Here is a 17,339-nt window from a genome sequence, read left to right as displayed (position 1 = left end):
AATGCAACATTTTTTTGAAACTCATGTACTCATAGTCGGTGGAGGCCCCGCAGGGACCTCCGCCGCTTTAAGTTTACTCAAATATTCGAACCTAAAGGTCGTTATTGTTGAGGAGACGAATTTAGAAACAATAAAAATCGGGGAACAGGTCAATTCAAGTATTTTTGACCTACTTGAATATATGGGTATTGAAAAAGACAATCTCAGCCCCGATCATTTTATACAGGGCTACAGCAATATCGCAGCTTGGGGCAGCGACAAAATGGTCGTTAGAGATTCTATTTTTAATACCGAAAGCGAAAATTTTCAGTTAAATAGAGAAGAATTTGATTATCTCTTACTGGAAAAAGTTGCTGCAAGAGGTGCGGTCATCTTCCCAAGGACGAAATGTCTGAATTTTGAACAGGACGATAATAATTATTGGACGGTGAAGTTAAAACATGCCACAAAGGGAAACTTTACAGTACAGGCAAAATATTTGATCGACGCTACCGGAAGGTCAGGAAGTGTCGGTCGGAAATTAGGTATTGAATCAAAACGATATGACGAACTAACCGCAATTGGAAAATTTTTGCAGGTCAAAGCATCACAACAGGTCAAACAAGATATTCTTATCGAAGCCGTCGAAGATGGGTGGTGGTATTGCGCGACCTTACCCAATCAAAAAATGACGCTTACATTCTTTTCAGATGCTGCTATTATTCGAAAAAAAAGACTCGAAAAAATAGAAAATTGGAACGACATGCTGTCGAAAACGAAATACATTAAACATAAAATAGCCCCTGCTGAAAGTCAAGGAAAACCTTGGGTAAGAAATGCTTTTTCGCAGATCTCCAACGTGCTTTCGAAAAACAACTTTGTAGCAGTTGGTGATGCAATAGCATCATTTGATCCAATTTCCTCCATGGGCATTGGTTTCGCCATAAATTCTGCATGCAATGCTGCCAAAGCGATTATCGATGCTGATCTAGGACACGAAAGGACCTTCGCAAATTATCAGGAAAACATCAATGCAATTTATCGTCAATATATCGAGACCAAAGCCTTTTTTTATAAAAAAGAACAGCGTTGGCATGAAGCTCCCTTTTGGCAATACAGACTTTGAACTATAGGCTGCTTTATCAGAGGCTTCCTTCCTTATTCAGCCCCAGACAAGCTATAAACCAACTCTCACCAAAAATTATCCAGTGCGAGTTGGCTTATGGTCTTACATAAAACTCTTTCTCTCAGGTCAACATTCCGAAGAAAGAGGAAATATAATATAAACAATTTAGCGCCACATAAACCCACCTATTCGGAAGAAACGCAGCAACTTGTTGATCATGGTCAAAGCTGGTTTCTTAATCTTCCACTTTAATCCATCAAATCCTGTGGGAGCCGCATTGAAGTCCTTCACCGTCGCCGCCCCTGTCTTCATGTGTACTGGAGGCGTATCTCTTCGGTGCTTTTCCACAACCAAAATACTATCGTAGTAGTGTAGGGAGCTTACCGAACGCGTAAATCCATTGACCTTTAATCCGCGTTGCTCGGAATGGTAAGCATTGATGTAGTCAATAAAATTTTTACTGTACTCGATAAAAGTGCCGTTCCTTTTATGACCACCGCCATAAAAAACCTGATAAGAAGTATGTAAATCTTCACAGAGATATACACCATCATCTTTCACGTGGTCAAAAAGCTCTTCAAATGTCACAATCTGCTGTATCATTGTATGGCCACCGTCGTCGATCAATATATCGATCGGCGGAATAGATTCTTTTACCTGGCGCAGAAACTTTCGGTCCGATTGTGAACCAATAAAGATCTCCACATTTTCCTCTTCAAGCTCCTTGCAGTGCGGATTGATGTCGATACCGTAGATCTTTGCACGATCACCAAAATAGTTCTTCCACATCTGAAGACTTCCACCCTGAAAAACACCAACTTCCAGGACGACGATTTCTTTGCCCTTAAAACGATTAAAATGTCTGTCGTATACATCGAAATAATGCATCCATTTATTGATTAGCTTCGCATCATTATTTCGGAAATAAGTTTCTAACTCGTTCATGCTCTTGGTTCTATTTTAAGGTATTCTGGTTTTTTTATGGCGTGAATTTATTGAAATATAACGAATAAAACAAAGATATATTTTTATTTCAGTAGAAACTTTCCGAAGAATTGATCGCAGCGTAATTCATGTTTTAAAACTAAATTTTTAAACATGAAATTATTCCCCTACTTTTACATAACTGGTTATATAATTACTTATAATACGATGGAACTATTTGAAAAAACTGGAAAAATAGCCTTGGGTAGCAGACTGCGCTATATGGCATCCAACATGACAGAGGAAGCCACCCGTTTACATGAACTCTATCAGATTGATTTTGCGCCCAAATGGTTTCCTGTGTTCTTTATCTTGTCTGAAGGTGATTCCAAAACGATTACTGATATAGCAACTGAGATTGGCCATTCCCAGCCATCGGTCACCAAAATCGTCAAAGAAATGATCAACGCAGGTCTAGTAGAAGATAATCTTCGTTCTGTGGACAAACGACGAAATATGGTTGGATTGACCGATAAAGGAAAAGTGCTTTGGGAAAGGATGCGGATACAATGCGGCGATATAGATCGTGCCATCGATGGCATCATCCAGGAAGCTACGCACAACCTATGGGAAGCTTTAGCGGAATGGGAATTTCTACTCGAACAAAAATCTTTGCTGAAACGTGTGCAGGAACAAAAGAAAATGCGCGAAAGCAAGGACGTCAAAATTGTTCCCTACAATCCGGTCTATCGTATGGCTTTTAAGTCTTTGAATGAGGCCTGGATTTCAACCTATTTTGAAATGGAAGAAACCGATCATAAGGCACTTGACAATCCCGAAGAGTATATTTTGGCAAAAGGGGGCAAAATTATGGTTGCTCTTTATCAGGACGAGCCCGTAGGTGTCTGCTCGATCATTAAAATGAACCATCCAGATTTTGATTACGAACTGGCAAAAATGGCTGTTTCCCCAACGGTACAGGGCAAAAGTATTGGCTATCTCTTAGGAAAAGCGATTATTGAAGAGGCAAGAAATCTAGGGGCCTCAAAACTGTTTCTGGAGAGCAATACCATCCTGAAACCAGCAATCAATCTCTATTATAAGCTGGGCTTCCAAAAAATTAGCGGTTATCCAAGCCCTTATCAACGGTGTAATATTCAGATGGAGCTGGATTTAAAAAATACCCTTGAATAACAGAAATATAAACTGGAATCAGCGTGCTAGAATAAACGTGGTTTAATAAGCGAATGAATGCTTCTCTTTTTGGGAAGCGTTTTTGTTTAAATTATTTTCAGATAAAAGGTGATACTTTTACCTAAATTGGTACATATCTAGAAATGATATTTCTATGCAGCAATTGATCACTTCAAATCGAACAATGGACCGTCAAGAGCTCTTTATGAATCTGTATAAGAGCGCATTTCCAACCGTGGCCGGCTATATCAGCCGCCGGGGCGGTAATTTGGAAGAGGCCAAGGATGTATTTCAGGATGCCTTGGTCGCTTATTACGAGCAGGTTATTCTGACAGCCACTCCCTTAAAGAACGATATCGGTTATCTGGTCGGAACGGCCAAAAACCTTTGGCTGAAACGTTATGGTCAGTCGGGTCATCAGCTGCCCCTAGACCATGCCGACCTTGCCCTGACCGTTGAAGAATCTCCATCCCGCACAAGATTGTTCCGTTTTTTGGAAATTGCCGGACGCAAATGTCTGGAACTGCTCAAAAGCTTCTATTACGATCAAATGTCACTGCAGGAAATTGCCGATGAATATGGTTATTCCGGAACGAGGAGCGCCACGGTGCAGAAATTCAAATGCCTGGAGAAAGTAAGAGCATCCGTTAAACAAAAATCACTAGTTTATGATGACTTCATGGAATGAAACCCAGCAGATAGAGGCTTATATCTTTGGAATAGCTCAACCGGAGGATGTACTAATTTTTGAAGCAAAACTCCTTTTGGATGAAGAATTGGCAGGCAAAGTGGCTGCCCAGCAAAAAGCTTATGATGCTATTCGGCAATTTGGACGCAAGCAACTGAAATTGGAAATTGAAGCTGTACAGCAAACGCTGTTTACACATCCTAAACATAGCTCTTTCAGCCAAAAAATAATAAGACTATTTCGCAAATCCTAAAATTTTAACAGCATGATTATCGACAAAAATGAGTTCCGCAAATTTGCGGTGGGGCATTGCTATGCCCAAAAAGATCTGGTAGATCATTATATTTCCAGTGTCGAGCGCTCCCGTATTCCAATGGCCATGACGCCATACATCACCGAAGAGCGCGAATTAAGGGTATCACAGATGGATGTATTTTCCAGACTGATGATCGACCGCATTATCTTTATGGGTGCCGCTGTAGAATCCAATATCGCCAATATCGTACAGGCTCAACTGTTATTTCTCCAATCGGTCGATCCCAAAAAAGATATCCATATGTATATCAACTCGCCGGGCGGTGAAGTTTATGCAGGGTTAGGCATTTATGATACGATGCAATTGATCAGCCCGGATGTTGCGACGATCTGTACTGGCATGGCCCTCTCCTTTGGGGCCATATTACTTTGCGGTGGGGCTCCGGGCAAACGTAGTGCACTGGAACACGCCCGGGTGATGCTCCATCAGCCCCTTGGCGGTGTTCAGGGGCAGGCTTCCGATATTGAAATCACAGCCAATCAGGTGTTAAAGATCAAGAAAGAACTCTATGATATTATCGCCAAACATAGTGGACAGAGCTATCAAAGAGTACATGATGTCAGCGACCGGGATCACTGGATGGTCGCAGCTGAAGCAAAGGAATTTGGAATTATTGATGATGTACTGACCTAGCGGTGATCATTAAATTTATGAACAGTTTCGAACGGACTATTGACAAACTGGTGTCAATAGTCCGTTTAATTTTGTCATCAATAAATTTAGATCATAATGAAATTAACATCCATTCGGCTAATAGCAAATGACATCCAGCAATCCGTCAAATTCTATGAAGAAATCTTGGGGATCACCGCACAATGGTTTACACCAGATTTCGCTGAACTTTCCACCAGTTCAATTACCATAGCTATTGGAAGTACGCGTACGATGCAAATGTTTAGCGACAGCCCCACTATCTTCGGCAACACGGCCCCTATTATTATTGAATTTTTAGTGGAAAATGTAGATCATGAATATATTCGGATAAAAAATAGTGCTTCAAAAATCATTCAGGAACCGACAACAATGCCTTGGGGTAATCGCTCATTGCTTTTTTGTGATCCCGATGGTAACATGCTTAACTTTTTTACTCCGCTGAGCCCTGAGGCGATCAAAAAATTTGGCGTAGAAGCCACAAACTAATCCGCTCACATGACAAGATACTAAAGGCTAAAAATAGTATCTTGTCTTCCTTAATCGATATTTAACAGCTATTTTTCAACTCATGGCGCTAATTAAAGATATATATACACCGGAATTTTATCAGTTTATTGCCGATCAGTTCCACCGCGTTGACAACAGTTTTAACAGAGAACAGTTTATCAAACGCGTTTTTTCAGGCAGTTTTCATGAAATGGAATGGAAACAGCGTACAAAACACAGCACAGCGGCCCTGCACGAATTTATGCCGACATCTTTTTCCGAAGCAGCGGCTTTGCTAACACAAGTTGTGGAACATCTCCTGGAAACGAACCATCCCGGAGGTCTGGAATATGTTATTTTTCCGGACTATATCGAAACATACGGTATCGATGATTTTGAAACTGCTGTACAATCATTTGAAATCACGACGCAATTTATTACCTGCGAATTTGCAGTTCGCCCATTTATTATAAAATATCGAGCCCGTATGATCAGCGAGATGGAAAAATGGTCCCGAAGCCCGCATCCACAGGTCCGGCGGCTTGCAAGTGAAGGATCGAGGCCCAGACTCCCCTGGGCAATGGCCATTCCATCGCTAAAAAACGACCCAGCTCCCATTTTGTCCATACTTGAAAACCTCAATAACGATCCCTCTGACAGTGTAAGAAGAAGCGTCGCCAACAATCTCAATGATATTGCCAAAGACCACCCTCATCTTGTGCTGTCCATCGCCAGAAAATGGAATGGCATCAGCAAAAATACGGATGCGATCATAAAACATGGCAGCCGTACCCTGCTCAAGCAGGGCCACCCCGAGATCCTACACTTTTACGGGCTGGATAGCCGTGATTTCCAGGTGAAGAATCTCAGCGTCCACACGCCGACGGTTAAAATAGGTGATCATCTTATTTTTTCCTTTCAGATTGAGAATGGAAACAGCATTCCTAAATCACTGCGTCTGGAATATGGCCTGTATTACAAAAAATCGAATGGCCAGCTGGCGAGAAAAGTTTTTAAAATCAGTGAACGGATCTATCAGGGGGCTGAAATAAACTATGTTGAGCGGAAACAGTCTTTTAAAGTGATAACAACCCGAAAATTTTATGCAGGAACACATCAAGTCTCCATTATTGTCAATGGCCTGGAAACCGCACCTGTGGAATTTGAGCTCTTGCATATTTAACGGAGAATAGGTAAACAAACAGACTGCTTAGGTGTTCTACTAGAGAGGCTATCCTTGAACCGGCGGTGATTTTCTCGCTGCCGGTCATGTAAGTGCAGGAGTTAACGCAAAGTCTGTTATGAAGAAAATTCTCGTCATCTTTTTTATCTTACTGATCTTATTTATCATTGGGCTTTTGATCAGAACACTGACTTATCCGTTTGCCCCTATCAAAAAATCTAATGCTGCGCTACCGCAGCCCACAGTCAATGACAGCATTGTCGCTCGATTTGCGGGCGGTATCAAAATTGCCACAATTTCGATCGGCGACTCGGCCTTGTTTAATCATGTTCCTTTTGTAGAATTCAATACCTATATCAGGAACAGTTTTCCCTTGATCTATCAGTCATTGGAAACTTATACGGTCAATAACCATGCATTGGTCTTTCGGCTCAAGGGCAGCGACAATAGCTTGCTTCCTTTACTTTTTCTTTCCCATACCGATGTTGTCCCGCCCGGATCTGCTGCTGTGAAAAACAATGCGTCCGATGTGTTTCAGCCTAACGACAAGCCCATACCGCCGGTAAGCGAAATAGCTGAAGAATGGGATTATGCCCCTTTTTCGGGTGCCATAGCCAACGGCCGCATTTATGGTCGTGGGAGCTTAGACATGAAAGGTATGCTATTTTCCCTGCTGGAAGCTACCGAACAGCTTGTTCGCGAACAGGTACAGCCCAAGCGGGATATCTACCTGGCTTTTGGTTTTGATGAAGAAGTCGGTGGCTTACGTGGTGCTGCTAAAATTGCAGACTATTTTAAGGAAAAGGGGCTTAAATTTGAAGCCGTTTATGACGAGGGCGGATTGATTCTGGAAAAAGGATCGGTTAACGGCATCAGCTCGGATGTGGCGTTGATCGGCTGTGCGGAGAAGGGATTCTTATCCTTAAAAATCAAGGTCAAAGGCCTTGGCGGCCATTCTTCGATGCCGCCAACAGAAAGCGCAATCGGTAAAGCGGCAATCATTATGCAGCGCTTAGAAAATCATCAGATGAAAGCACAGATCGGCCCTATTATTCAGAATTTCTTTCAACAGGTTGGTGGTAGCATGCCCTTTGTCTCGCGATTTGCCATCGCTAACCAATGGCTCCTAAATCCCATGCTCCTGGCACAACTGACAAAAAATCATTCCACCAATGCGCTGGTTCGGACGACTACCGCACTCACGATGATGAAAGGCAGCGATGCCCCTAATGTACTTTCACCGGAAGTTGAATTTGTTGTCAATTTTAGGCTGCTGCCTGAAAACACACTGCAAGAAGTCAACGAACATGTCAAGCAAGCAACCGCTGGTTTTGATGTCGAAATTGAACAGGTGGACAATGCCCGCGAAGCATCTAAGGTTTCACCTACAGATGCTAAAGCTTATAAAATGATGGAAACCTCCATCCGCAGACTTTACCCAGATCTTATCGTTACGCCGTACCTCACCGTAGGCGGAACCGATGCCATCAAATATCAGCAGCTCAGCGACCATGTCTATCGTTTTATGCCAATTAAAATTAATCATGCCGAACAGCAGAGTATGCATAGTACCAATGAATACATCAGTATTGAAAACTACCTGAAGATGATCGACTACTTTCACTACATTATGCGTCATTATGACGATGATACTAGTGCCAAAACGAACTAGCTTGCTAAAGGTTATATTGCTCCATTTCCATTTTTACAAAATGTACAAATGCCGAAGGTGGCATTCCGGTAACGGTTTTGAAAGAAGACGAGAATTTGCTCAATGATGCAAAGCCACACATATCTGCGAGATAAGATAGTTTAAAATCCAGGAGCTCCGGAGACGTACGGATCTTATCCACAATATAATCAATCCGCCTTGTCTGGAGATAATCGTAAAAGTCTTTGCCTTTGAACTTTTGGATGATATAAGTTACATAACGGCTGTTCGTTCCCATGCTCGCTGCAAGCTGGCTCAATGTAACTCCCTTTTCCAGATAAAATAACTCCGCTTCTTTTTTGAGCAGGAGCTGATATAATCGGTCTTCCGTTTCTTTAGACATATTTACCTCTTTCGCTTTGATATTACCTGGGTTTTCTACGCGCTCATTCAACAGAAGTTCGGGCTTGATCTGCGGGCTGCCATTAACCATTTTTGCAGGTTGTTTTTCCATTAGATCAACATACTTTTTTTGATAATTCCGTTGTTTTTCATAGAAAAACAATATCCCGCCAGTCGCCAAAAGCAAAATCACGGTGATACCGCCCAATGCGAAGATTAACCTATTCCGATAAAAGAACTTTCTTTCATTGAGGTTTTCTATGAGATCATCGGAGATACTCTTCGCTACATTGTCTCTTTTCTCCTTGAGGTCAATAAAAAGGGAACGATATTGAAGTGACTTATTTTCATCTATACTTTCCTTATAATATTTTGATAACGTTTCGTAGGTTAACATGCTTAATTCCTCCACGCTACCATTTTCAAGATAAGGTTGTACCAAATCCAGGTATTTCTTTGCGTTTTTAAGATCATTGCGTGCAAGTGCCACTTCGGCCTGAGCACGATAGATATATGGTTTGAGATTACTTTCAACTGTTTTAATTTTATCGAAGGAAGAGTTCAAAAAAGAATCTGCAGCCGCCAAATTGCCCAGATTCAATTCACAGATTCCCCTAAGCTGATCATTTGTTGCTTTTATGAGCAGCGCTTTTTTATCATCATTAGCATTGCGATGAATATAGACTGAAGCCTTAACCACATATGCTTTGGCATCCAAATAATTACCCTGGGCAAAACTATGAAATGCTCTTTCATGTAGGATATTGATAGATGTAAGCATTTTCATGGTAGGATCAGCTTGATTTTCATTGGCAGCTTCCGCTTTTTTCAAAAAACTTTCTGAAGCTTTCAGCAAACCCAACTGACGGAAAGATGTCGCCAGTGAGCCCGAAGTAGTTGCCTGCCAGGAGAAGTTCATGGTTGCATTGGCGATCGTGTCTGCGCGCATCGCACTTTGGATACTCTGCTGCATCTCGCCTTTATTTTCATAAAGCTTGGACCACAACATATAAACTTTAATCTTTTGCTCATCGGTGCTGGCGACGCGACGCAGAGAATCCGCTACCCGTTCTGCCTCTTTGATATCGATGGCTACCAACGAAACAACAACGTCAAGATATCGTTTGTTGAATTGATCCACCTTCATTTTCTGACCGTAGCTATGCTGTAGCAAGGCAAAAAATAATAAACAAAAAAAATTAAATTGCTTCATCATAAAAATATACAGCAGTAAAATGTTCGTAAAACATATAGTCTAATCCAATACAAAAACCCATGACAGCAACAACGTCAATAATCCTCCGAGAAAAGCGGCCAACAATAGATCTTTAGTTTCCCAATGTCTTTTACAGGGTGATTTTTCGACACCATTCCCTAACATATATTCATTATAATCGTGGTATGCGCGCAGATTATTAGACTCAACAACTACATCAATTGTTCGTTCGATCTCTCTTCCCAAATGTAGAAGCGCTAATTGTGAAGAAAGATACCCCACCTCATTGTCGGCCGCTTCCCGCAACTGCAAAAAATCTTCAAGGGCTTTATCCAGATCCTCCGATAATAGTAATTCATTATTTGGGCAATATTTCCCAACTGCCGTGGCTAACCTTTTCTCCAATTCAATCAAGGCCACCAGCAATTCCTTCGGCTCGTATATTACAGTATCCATACATTAGCTAAATAACCACATAGGCAAGCCTATAATCGGCGCTAAATATCTTATTTTAAATTTGTGTCCTAAATGACAGCAATCATCGTAAAAATGACCGATGTCACTAAAACATAATAAACTAATAATTAATAAAAAACTCCAACTGGAGAACTGACCCAATGCTACTTGTCATGGATACGCTTATTAAAATCTTCATCCATAAAATACCCTTTATTATTTTCAGCGCCGTCGACAAGCGTTTTCAGCCCGCCCTGAGCCTTAATTTCTTCTCCATATAGCTCTTCATAGTCTTTTGTATACATCGCATTCGGCACAACATTAATGTCAAAGATTATTTCACGAATGGGTGATTTTTCAAAATTTCCGTATAGGGTAATATAATGTTTAACATAGCCTACATTTTTTGCGCTATTATAGCTAAACGTCAATAGACGTTCCTTACCTGGCGGTATGGAGAATGCCCCCAGTCCCTCTTCTATTTTCAGACAGCCACAAGATGTAATAATGTCTGTAATCATCATCGGATTTTTGCCTGTATTTTTCAGTTTGAAAGAAAGATCCTTCTCCTGTCCTGCCAACAACGGATAATAGTGGCGCTCATTATCTTCAATTTCTATATTGGTCTTACGGTTTGCGATATCCATACATGACCCCAACAGCAGCACAATGGCCGCGAAAATAGTATTTTTAATATAACCGTATCTCATCACAGGCAATTACTGAATTTTTAATATCCTTACTCTTATATATTTTAAGCTGAAGGCTTCCATTTTTCTCCAGCTCAACTTTTTTTCCCAACAGGGCAACTCCTGACTGCAATACGAAATCAGCAGCAGTGTAAGTTGCGGCCTTGTGTCCATCACAGTATAGTTCAACACGATCTGGCACCAGCATGCGATGCCGGGGATTCACAAGACAACGTAGCGCAAATTGCTTTGGCGGATCTGGGTGATCATTCACGCTGCCATTGACTTCTATATCTTCGCCCGTTAAAAACCAGCCCTGGTTAAAATCGCTGGCAAAACCATCTAATCCATCACTTAATAGGTAGCTTTCCGCACAGTTTTGCTTTGAACTAAGGCCTATCGTGTGTATCTGGGAAAAATCATTTCTTTTTAAACCCTTGTTCTCAAATGTTTTCCAGTCCTGGATATAGGTACAAATCGCTCCATCATCTTCCTTATAATTTTTTAAATCAGTATAGGTTACGTAGGCTGAGAGTCTATCTAATGCGACGTCTTTCTCGTTGATCCTTGTTTCCAGATCTGTCCCACTTCTCCTTTCTCCATTTCGTCTACCTGCCCGGATGTAATGTATCTGAAGTTGAGTATACGCCAGTGCAGTCAATAATTTGTCAATTTTCTTTCGTTCATCGCCCACAGTAAGCTTGTTCAGCTGAATCAGGTCGTTGTAGAAATGCAGAAAATCTTCCTCATCAACATATTTTCGTGATGCTTTGCGAAAAGAGGAATAAACATCCGTCGAAATGTTTCTTTTGAGCACAATCCCTTCTAGATTATTCAAATAAGCTGATAGCAAACCTCCTGTTTTCGGATAAAATCGATGTAGATAATTTGTTACCAATTGAGATACCCCTAATGACGGATCGATCATCAAAGCAGCGAACACATAGGTCTGAACATCTTCAAATGGACTATAATCATAACCACTACCATTTAGAAACAGACCATCAATGCCTAGACCTTGAAAAAATACCAGCTGCTTTTTTACACGCCCCATGACAGGAAATGGCGTGAGATAATCGTCAAAATTTGAAATATAGTCCCAGCAGTATAATTGCTTTACTCGTGCTTTCCAATTGCTCGCGAGCGTTGTAAACATAGAAACGGCAGTCGAACTCAGATCCAGGGAAGCTGTTTTCGGTAAATCGATCGTACTTATAAATACCCCAACATTATCCATCAATATCTTTTTCGGTGCTTCAATGGTAGATCGATAAGCCAGGGTAAAAAAATATTGCTTTGGGAATTCTTGAGCCAGCCGGTTCAATAAATCTGCGACTGCAGCCGTCGCACTAGTCGCTGTATTACCTTTCTTTAGGCATGCTGAACAGTTACAAACCACATCATTATCATTCGGAGCTATCATAAAATAGGTTGATCCATCAACTCCGTTTCCATATTGATCGCGTATATATGAGCTGATTGCCTCGTAGGTTTCCTGCGCTGAGAAACAATATTGTTGATTTATCCGTTTTCCGTCTACAAGTGCATAGCAGTTTTGGGGTATAGTATTTCCAAAAACAGCCTTTAGATTGTGTCCCCAAATTCCCCAATCCCGATCAATGGAGCTGGTCGACAATATCCCTGAATAGTCTGCATCTAGGTTAGATGGCAAATGCGGCTCACGATAATGCATTGAAAAAAGCGCTTTCTGGCTTTCAAATTTCAGATAATTGGGCGGTAGATCTGCGACATCTAGTTCGTGGAAATTTGACAAGTGATCAATCAACAGATACGAAATCCAGCGCAGGGTGGCTTGCTCCCGTCCAAAAATAGCCAGCCGCCCCTTTTCATTCCGAATTTCATAATCAAAAGTTAGATCAGGAACAAGTTCCAGATACAGCGTACTTCCATGCTGATCCTCCATCTGATCCGAACGCTGTAAGTGAAAAGCAGTTTCATTTTGAACCCGTTTTTTCAGGTGATGGTATAAATAATCTGCCGCTTCACTGCTCTTTCTGTCACCATTGGATGCAATAACAAGCTCTGGAGACGCAAAGTCGAATGTACTCGCCCTACCCTCACAGCTTACGGACAGCAAAATCTGCAAAAGAAATAGTATTACCGACTTAAAAGGATACATTTAACTGAAGATATAGATTGTATAAATTACGGTAAGCACTATTATCCAACCCTTTACCAGTTTGAAAGTTATACCAGGTACCGATCGCGCTCATACCAATATTACGGCTAATAGACCGTCCCAATCCGGCGCCTACCATGGCATTGAAAACATTAAAACTATTATATAGCTGATTGTCCAACAGGTCAATATCGGGTGAATTACCTATACTTCCCATGGCTAACACATAGTTTTTAGGACTATTCATAAAGTACTGGGCCTTTCCCATCAGACTGTAGAGATAGCGTCCCTGACTGGCGCTATTCAGATAGAAATTGCTCCATTTGGCATGAAGGCGAAAATCTTCGATTTCTTTGGTGATTCCGAGATTCAGATTAAACAGGTTTTGCTCGGTATAGAACTTCCGGAACCCGAGTGCTGCTTCAGCCTCCCAAGATGGCTTCCACGCATACATTACACCCGCATTTAAGGCAATTTTAGCAAAATACTTATTGGCCCAGGCAACATCCACGTGGCTGGACAACTCCGCGGTCCATGGTCTTGTCCACTCAAATTGTCCCTGAATTCCCTTCCCCTCGGCGCGACCGGCATAATTTACTCTTCCTGTATAAGAAGTCCCATCCGGTTTTATGCGTGTATAGTCAGCTGTGGAGATGGTTGAGATGGCATAGTCATCACCAAACCTCGCTCTTAAATGTGATATTGAAACACTATTATGAAAAGACTTTTGTCCTAGATAATTGAGGTGAATTTTGAAATCATCCAATTCTAAAAGCGAGGGTTCATAAAATTTTTGATAATAATAGGCCGAATCGTAGCTTTTCAATCCCTCGTAGGCCAGGCCTTTCATGTATTTCAGCGTCTTATTGTCTTTGTAATGTAGCGCTGTGTCGATGACTGTCAATGCCATCCCATGCTCCTTAGCCCTCAGCAAACGTCCAGCGTATTCCTCTGTTGTACTTGTAAACGTATTTACCAAAGGAATATGGAAGGGGTTGAGCTTTACCTGACCATGCAAGAGCGCCCAAGAGTCAGCAATTTTTTCAACCTTATGTGTCATTGCCTCTGCGAGTTTTATTTTAAATGCAACATCGTCGGCATATTGCCCTTCTGCAATCTGTGCATAACGCAACATCGCATCATTGTCCCGCAGTTGATAACAGATATTGATCATATAAAGAAGTGCATCTTGATTATGTTGGTCAATTGTCAGCCATCTATCCACTGACTGTCGCGCTTCAGCGAGTTTATAGGCTTCCATGAGACTTTTGACCATCGGTATCATGATATCACTATAACCACTCAACAAACGCTGGCGCTCTTCTTCATTTGCTCTGCCCAATACCTGTTCATAAATCGTGAGCGCCTGGTCATACCGTCGTTGTTTATTGTAAAGATCCGATTTCTTCAACATCAGTATCGTATTGCCAGGTTCATCAAGAAGAATGTCGTCCAAAACAACAATTGCCTCCTGATATCGCCCTTCCGTTACATAAGCATTATACAATCCCTGCTGTGCTATGGATACCGATGCATCATCCCCATAACGGATGACATCTTTCCAGTCGGTAATAGCGCCTGCAATTTTGCCGTCCTGAAAGTTGGCTTTTGCCTGTTGTAAAGTGAGCGTGACATAAGATTCACGGAGATCGGTATCGCCTGGATATTTTGCAAAATAGGTTTTTGTCAACGTTGACACTTTTGCCTGATCTCCCATGCGTTTATAGACGGTCAATTCCCGCATATCTAATTCCTTATTTCCCCCTACACTACGTCGATGTTTACTTAAAGCAGCAATAGCGCTCTCATATTGCTCTTTCGCGATCATGTCATTATACACATAGTCAAAAGCTTCCTTATTACCGGGGGCACCATCGAATATTTTTCCATACAGGCTGGCCGGGTCATTATTTTTGGCGTTTCTTGCCGCTTCAAGCAAAAAATAGCTGTATTGAGACCGCAGACTGCTGCTACCGCCATGTTTAAGCTGTTCATCCAAAAATGCCAAAATTTCGGGATACCGTTGTTGATGCTCCAATATGGCAATCTTCTTCTGCACGAAGCCACCACTACCAGGAAACTGATTCAACGCCCTTTCGGTATATACCAATGCATTGTTAAAATCCCCTGCCTTGATATAATTATCGATGACCGAAAAATAACTATCCTGTTTTCGGGGTTGTTCTTCGACCAATTTCTTACCTATGTCAATAGATTGATCGATCTTACCTGATTTTTTTATTTCTCCGTTGCGTTTCTCCAAGAGATAGTTTTGGTCGGATTTAAGTTCGGCATCCTCCGGATAGATTTGGGAGATACGCTTCAATAGGCGGTCTGCCTCGACCTGATTGCCCATCGTGCGATATAACTCTATTTTTTTACGCCATAATCCTTTCCAATACGGATTGACCTCCAATAGTTCATTGATGTAACAGATCGCACTCGAGTAGCGCTGTGTTTCGGTCTCTACTGCGACCAGCATATGTTTGGATTCTACATTTGCTGGGGCATATTCAAGCGATTTTACAAGCTCATACCGTGCTTTGTCATATTGCTGCCGATGCAGATAATACTTACCAAGCAACATGCGCATATCTGAATCTTTGGGATTTTTTTGAAGAAATTCTTCCGCTTTTTTCTTTCCTTCCTCCCATTTTCCCTGGTTATAGAGTTCATTAATTTCGTTTGCATCTTTATTTCTTTCAATTGTCGTTCCGGCCCGTTGAGCATAACTGGGATGTCCCAGCAGTAAAGCGCCAGAAAAGCCGATAAATAAACTGGCGTATGTAAACTTCTTAAACATTGTTATTGGCAGTGTTAGCATTTTTTGAAGGCGAAAAGCCCTGTCGGGTCATCTGTCCCCACTTGAAATTTCGCTTGGTTAAATATTGAATGTATCCTCTTAGGGTAAAAACCACGACCAAAGGGTGGTATATAATAGCTTCAAACGCCGAAAACAGGACAAGCTTGAGATATTCCCAAAAGTTTTTGTAAAGCTTATTCAACACCAGATCATACGAAACGGTAATGATGGATACAGAAAGACCGATGAGGTACGCATAAAGCAGCATCATCCAAAATGTATCAAAATTGACCTGATGCGTAAACAAGAGAAACAGCAGGAATAAAAATCCAGTAAACTCGATTATTGGTGCCAGAAATTCGAAGAAAACGATATAAGGCATAACGAGAAACCCAAGGCGGCCGTAGTCCTTATTCAAGAAGAATTTCCGATGGTCAATAATGAATTGCAGCATACCACGTCCCCAGCGGGTACGCTGCCTATTCAACACTTTGATATTTGGAGGTCCCTCCGTCCAGCAGAGGCTGTATGGACATTGTGCTATTTTATATTTCTTTCTATTTTCCCGCATATAGGCAACCATCCGCACAGTCATATCCATGTCTTCGGCGTGAGATGCTGAATCAAAGCCACCTGCTGATACCACGACCTGTGTATCAAAAAGACCAAAACCGCCCGACACGTTCGGAATGGCATTGAGCATTGACCAGCCCATTTTGGCCACCAGGTAAGATCGTAGATATTCTGTTTCTTGGAAAAGTGGAATAAGGCCCTTTGGTGGCCGCACGCGTGTAATCTGCCCTTTGTCTATCGAACAGCTATTTACCATTCGCATGGTGGCTCCAACAGCAATAACATGTTGCTCGCTGTCCAATACTGGTAAAATAATTTTGCTCAGCGTATCTTTGGCCAGAATACAGTCAACATCTGTATTAATAAAATATTCGTATTGGGCCATATTCACTCCGGCGTTCATCGCATCGGCCTTTGTCCCGCCATTCTCCTTGTCGACCACAATTAACTTACTGTAAGCCGGATTTTTGGAGCGTAATATACGATGTACCGGCCTACAGTAGACCTTATATACATAGTAATAAGGGACCTCTTCAAGTTCGAATTCTTCAATCAAAATCGCCAAAGTCCTGTCTTTACTACCGTCATTAACAATGATGACCTCAAAAGTTGGATAATCGAGATTTAGTAGAGAATTGACACTATCAGATATAATAACTTCTTCGTTGAATGCCGGTGCAACAATTGATATTCCTGGCGCCTCTTCCGGGAAGTTTATGAGATAATTTTCATCCCTTCTTGTATAGGAATAACGATAACGTATCGTTTTGAAATAGCTCATAACGAGCAATGCTATATAGAAAATAGCAAGCGTAGTTGCATAAAAATAAATGAGATAAGTAAAGAAATATACCATTTT

At 41.5% G+C, this 17,339-nt stretch carries 15 protein-coding genes; 8 read left to right on the top strand and 7 right to left on the bottom strand.

Annotation, left to right across the window (positions count from 1 at the left end; translation table 11 throughout):
* Position 1: 1 nt before the first annotated feature.
* Positions 2–1,105, top strand: coding sequence for a lysine-epsilon-oxidase maturase LodB (lodB, locus tag AB1Z56_RS05995; RefSeq protein WP_426791416.1), 1,104 nt, complete (start codon positions 2–4; stop codon positions 1,103–1,105).
* A gap of 165 nt (positions 1,106–1,270) precedes the next feature.
* Here lodB and AB1Z56_RS05990 read toward each other — a convergent pair whose 3' ends face one another.
* The gene (locus tag AB1Z56_RS05990; protein ID WP_309360389.1) at positions 1,271–2,050 is read right to left on the bottom strand and encodes a class I SAM-dependent methyltransferase; all 780 of its coding nucleotides are present in this window, start codon (positions 2,048–2,050) and stop codon (positions 1,271–1,273) included.
* 207 nt (positions 2,051–2,257) lie between these two features.
* Here AB1Z56_RS05990 and AB1Z56_RS05985 point away from each other — a divergent pair, with 207 nt between their 5' ends.
* The 7 genes from AB1Z56_RS05985 (at position 2,258) to AB1Z56_RS05955 (ending at position 8,222) form a co-directional block, all read left to right on the top strand.
* Positions 2,258–3,223, top strand: coding sequence for a bifunctional helix-turn-helix transcriptional regulator/GNAT family N-acetyltransferase (locus AB1Z56_RS05985; RefSeq protein ID WP_309360391.1), 966 nt, complete (start codon positions 2,258–2,260; stop codon positions 3,221–3,223).
* A gap of 154 nt (positions 3,224–3,377) precedes the next feature.
* Positions 3,378–3,911, top strand: a complete 534-nt coding sequence (locus AB1Z56_RS05980) for an RNA polymerase sigma factor (protein ID WP_426791415.1) — start codon at positions 3,378–3,380, stop codon at positions 3,909–3,911.
* Positions 3,892–4,164 carry a hypothetical protein gene (locus AB1Z56_RS05975; RefSeq protein ID WP_309360395.1) on the top strand — a complete coding sequence of 91 codons (273 nt, stop codon included), beginning with the start codon at positions 3,892–3,894 and terminating at the stop codon, positions 4,162–4,164. The genes AB1Z56_RS05980 and AB1Z56_RS05975 overlap by 20 nt, the downstream gene beginning before the upstream one ends.
* Before the next feature lie 12 nt (positions 4,165–4,176).
* On the top strand, positions 4,177–4,860 hold the full coding sequence (locus AB1Z56_RS05970) for a ClpP family protease (protein WP_309360397.1): 684 nt from the start codon (positions 4,177–4,179) through the stop codon (positions 4,858–4,860).
* Positions 4,861–4,956: 96 nt separating this feature from the next.
* A complete protein-coding gene (locus AB1Z56_RS05965; RefSeq protein WP_309360399.1) occupies positions 4,957–5,367 on the top strand; it encodes a VOC family protein in 411 nt (136 codons plus the stop codon).
* A gap of 82 nt (positions 5,368–5,449) precedes the next feature.
* Complete coding sequence (locus AB1Z56_RS05960) at positions 5,450–6,550, top strand: DNA alkylation repair protein (RefSeq protein WP_426791414.1); 1,101 nt, start codon at positions 5,450–5,452, stop codon at positions 6,548–6,550.
* A gap of 118 nt (positions 6,551–6,668) precedes the next feature.
* On the top strand, positions 6,669–8,222 hold the full coding sequence (locus tag AB1Z56_RS05955) for a M20/M25/M40 family metallo-hydrolase (RefSeq protein WP_426791413.1): 1,554 nt from the start codon (positions 6,669–6,671) through the stop codon (positions 8,220–8,222).
* 4 nt (positions 8,223–8,226) lie between these two features.
* On the opposite strand, the gene AB1Z56_RS05950 is transcribed toward AB1Z56_RS05955, so the two are convergent.
* From AB1Z56_RS05950 to AB1Z56_RS05925, 6 genes are all read right to left on the bottom strand, one after another.
* A complete protein-coding gene (locus AB1Z56_RS05950) occupies positions 8,227–9,819 on the bottom strand; it encodes a helix-turn-helix domain-containing protein (protein ID WP_426791412.1) in 1,593 nt (530 codons plus the stop codon).
* A 39-nt stretch (positions 9,820–9,858) separates the two neighbouring features.
* Positions 9,859–10,275 carry a hypothetical protein gene (locus AB1Z56_RS05945; protein ID WP_426791411.1) on the bottom strand — a complete coding sequence of 139 codons (417 nt, stop codon included), beginning with the start codon at positions 10,273–10,275 and terminating at the stop codon, positions 9,859–9,861.
* A gap of 164 nt (positions 10,276–10,439) precedes the next feature.
* Positions 10,440–10,985: a DUF1573 domain-containing protein gene (locus tag AB1Z56_RS05940; RefSeq protein ID WP_426791410.1), complete on the bottom strand. Its 546-nt coding sequence runs from the start codon at positions 10,983–10,985 to the stop codon at positions 10,440–10,442.
* Positions 10,966–13,104: a DUF4838 domain-containing protein gene (locus AB1Z56_RS05935; protein WP_426791409.1), complete on the bottom strand. Its 2,139-nt coding sequence runs from the start codon at positions 13,102–13,104 to the stop codon at positions 10,966–10,968. The genes AB1Z56_RS05940 and AB1Z56_RS05935 overlap by 20 nt, the downstream gene beginning before the upstream one ends.
* Positions 13,091–15,907 carry a tetratricopeptide repeat protein gene (locus AB1Z56_RS05930; RefSeq protein WP_426791408.1) on the bottom strand — a complete coding sequence of 939 codons (2,817 nt, stop codon included), beginning with the start codon at positions 15,905–15,907 and terminating at the stop codon, positions 13,091–13,093. Before AB1Z56_RS05930 ends, AB1Z56_RS05935 begins: the two co-directional genes overlap by 14 nt.
* Positions 15,900–17,336 (bottom strand): glycosyltransferase family 2 protein, encoded by a 1,437-nt coding sequence (locus AB1Z56_RS05925; protein ID WP_426791407.1) that lies wholly within the window; start codon positions 17,334–17,336, stop codon positions 15,900–15,902. Before AB1Z56_RS05925 ends, AB1Z56_RS05930 begins: the two co-directional genes overlap by 8 nt.
* Positions 17,337–17,339: the final 3 nt, after the last annotated feature.

This window comes from Sphingobacterium sp. WOUb80 (genome assembly GCF_050058145.1).
In the GTDB taxonomy this organism is placed as follows: domain Bacteria; phylum Bacteroidota; class Bacteroidia; order Sphingobacteriales; family Sphingobacteriaceae; genus Sphingobacterium.
Note: the sequence above shows the minus strand (reverse complement) of the source record. Positions and strands in the feature narration are given on the sequence as shown.

What these genes read in the sequence shown, in the direction of transcription:
- lodB (WP_426791416.1), top strand. Translation starts at nt 2, where the DNA reads ATGCAACATTTTTTTGAAACTCATGTACTCATAGTCGGTGGAGGCCCC.
- AB1Z56_RS05990 (WP_309360389.1), bottom strand. Translation starts at nt 2,050, where the DNA reads ATGAACGAGTTAGAAACTTATTTCCGAAATAATGATGCGAAGCTAATC.
- AB1Z56_RS05985 (WP_309360391.1), top strand. Translation starts at nt 2,258, where the DNA reads ATGGAACTATTTGAAAAAACTGGAAAAATAGCCTTGGGTAGCAGACTG.
- AB1Z56_RS05980 (WP_426791415.1), top strand. Translation starts at nt 3,378, where the DNA reads ATGCAGCAATTGATCACTTCAAATCGAACAATGGACCGTCAAGAGCTC.
- AB1Z56_RS05975 (WP_309360395.1), top strand. Translation starts at nt 3,892, where the DNA reads ATGATGACTTCATGGAATGAAACCCAGCAGATAGAGGCTTATATCTTT.
- AB1Z56_RS05970 (WP_309360397.1), top strand. Translation starts at nt 4,177, where the DNA reads ATGATTATCGACAAAAATGAGTTCCGCAAATTTGCGGTGGGGCATTGC.
- AB1Z56_RS05965 (WP_309360399.1), top strand. Translation starts at nt 4,957, where the DNA reads ATGAAATTAACATCCATTCGGCTAATAGCAAATGACATCCAGCAATCC.
- AB1Z56_RS05960 (WP_426791414.1), top strand. Translation starts at nt 5,450, where the DNA reads ATGGCGCTAATTAAAGATATATATACACCGGAATTTTATCAGTTTATT.
- AB1Z56_RS05955 (WP_426791413.1), top strand. Translation starts at nt 6,669, where the DNA reads ATGAAGAAAATTCTCGTCATCTTTTTTATCTTACTGATCTTATTTATC.
- AB1Z56_RS05950 (WP_426791412.1), bottom strand. Translation starts at nt 9,819, where the DNA reads ATGATGAAGCAATTTAATTTTTTTTGTTTATTATTTTTTGCCTTGCTA.
- AB1Z56_RS05945 (WP_426791411.1), bottom strand. Translation starts at nt 10,275, where the DNA reads ATGGATACTGTAATATACGAGCCGAAGGAATTGCTGGTGGCCTTGATT.
- AB1Z56_RS05940 (WP_426791410.1), bottom strand. Translation starts at nt 10,985, where the DNA reads ATGAGATACGGTTATATTAAAAATACTATTTTCGCGGCCATTGTGCTG.
- AB1Z56_RS05935 (WP_426791409.1), bottom strand. Translation starts at nt 13,104, where the DNA reads ATGTATCCTTTTAAGTCGGTAATACTATTTCTTTTGCAGATTTTGCTG.
- AB1Z56_RS05930 (WP_426791408.1), bottom strand. Translation starts at nt 15,907, where the DNA reads ATGTTTAAGAAGTTTACATACGCCAGTTTATTTATCGGCTTTTCTGGC.
- AB1Z56_RS05925 (WP_426791407.1), bottom strand. Translation starts at nt 17,336, where the DNA reads ATGGTATATTTCTTTACTTATCTCATTTATTTTTATGCAACTACGCTT.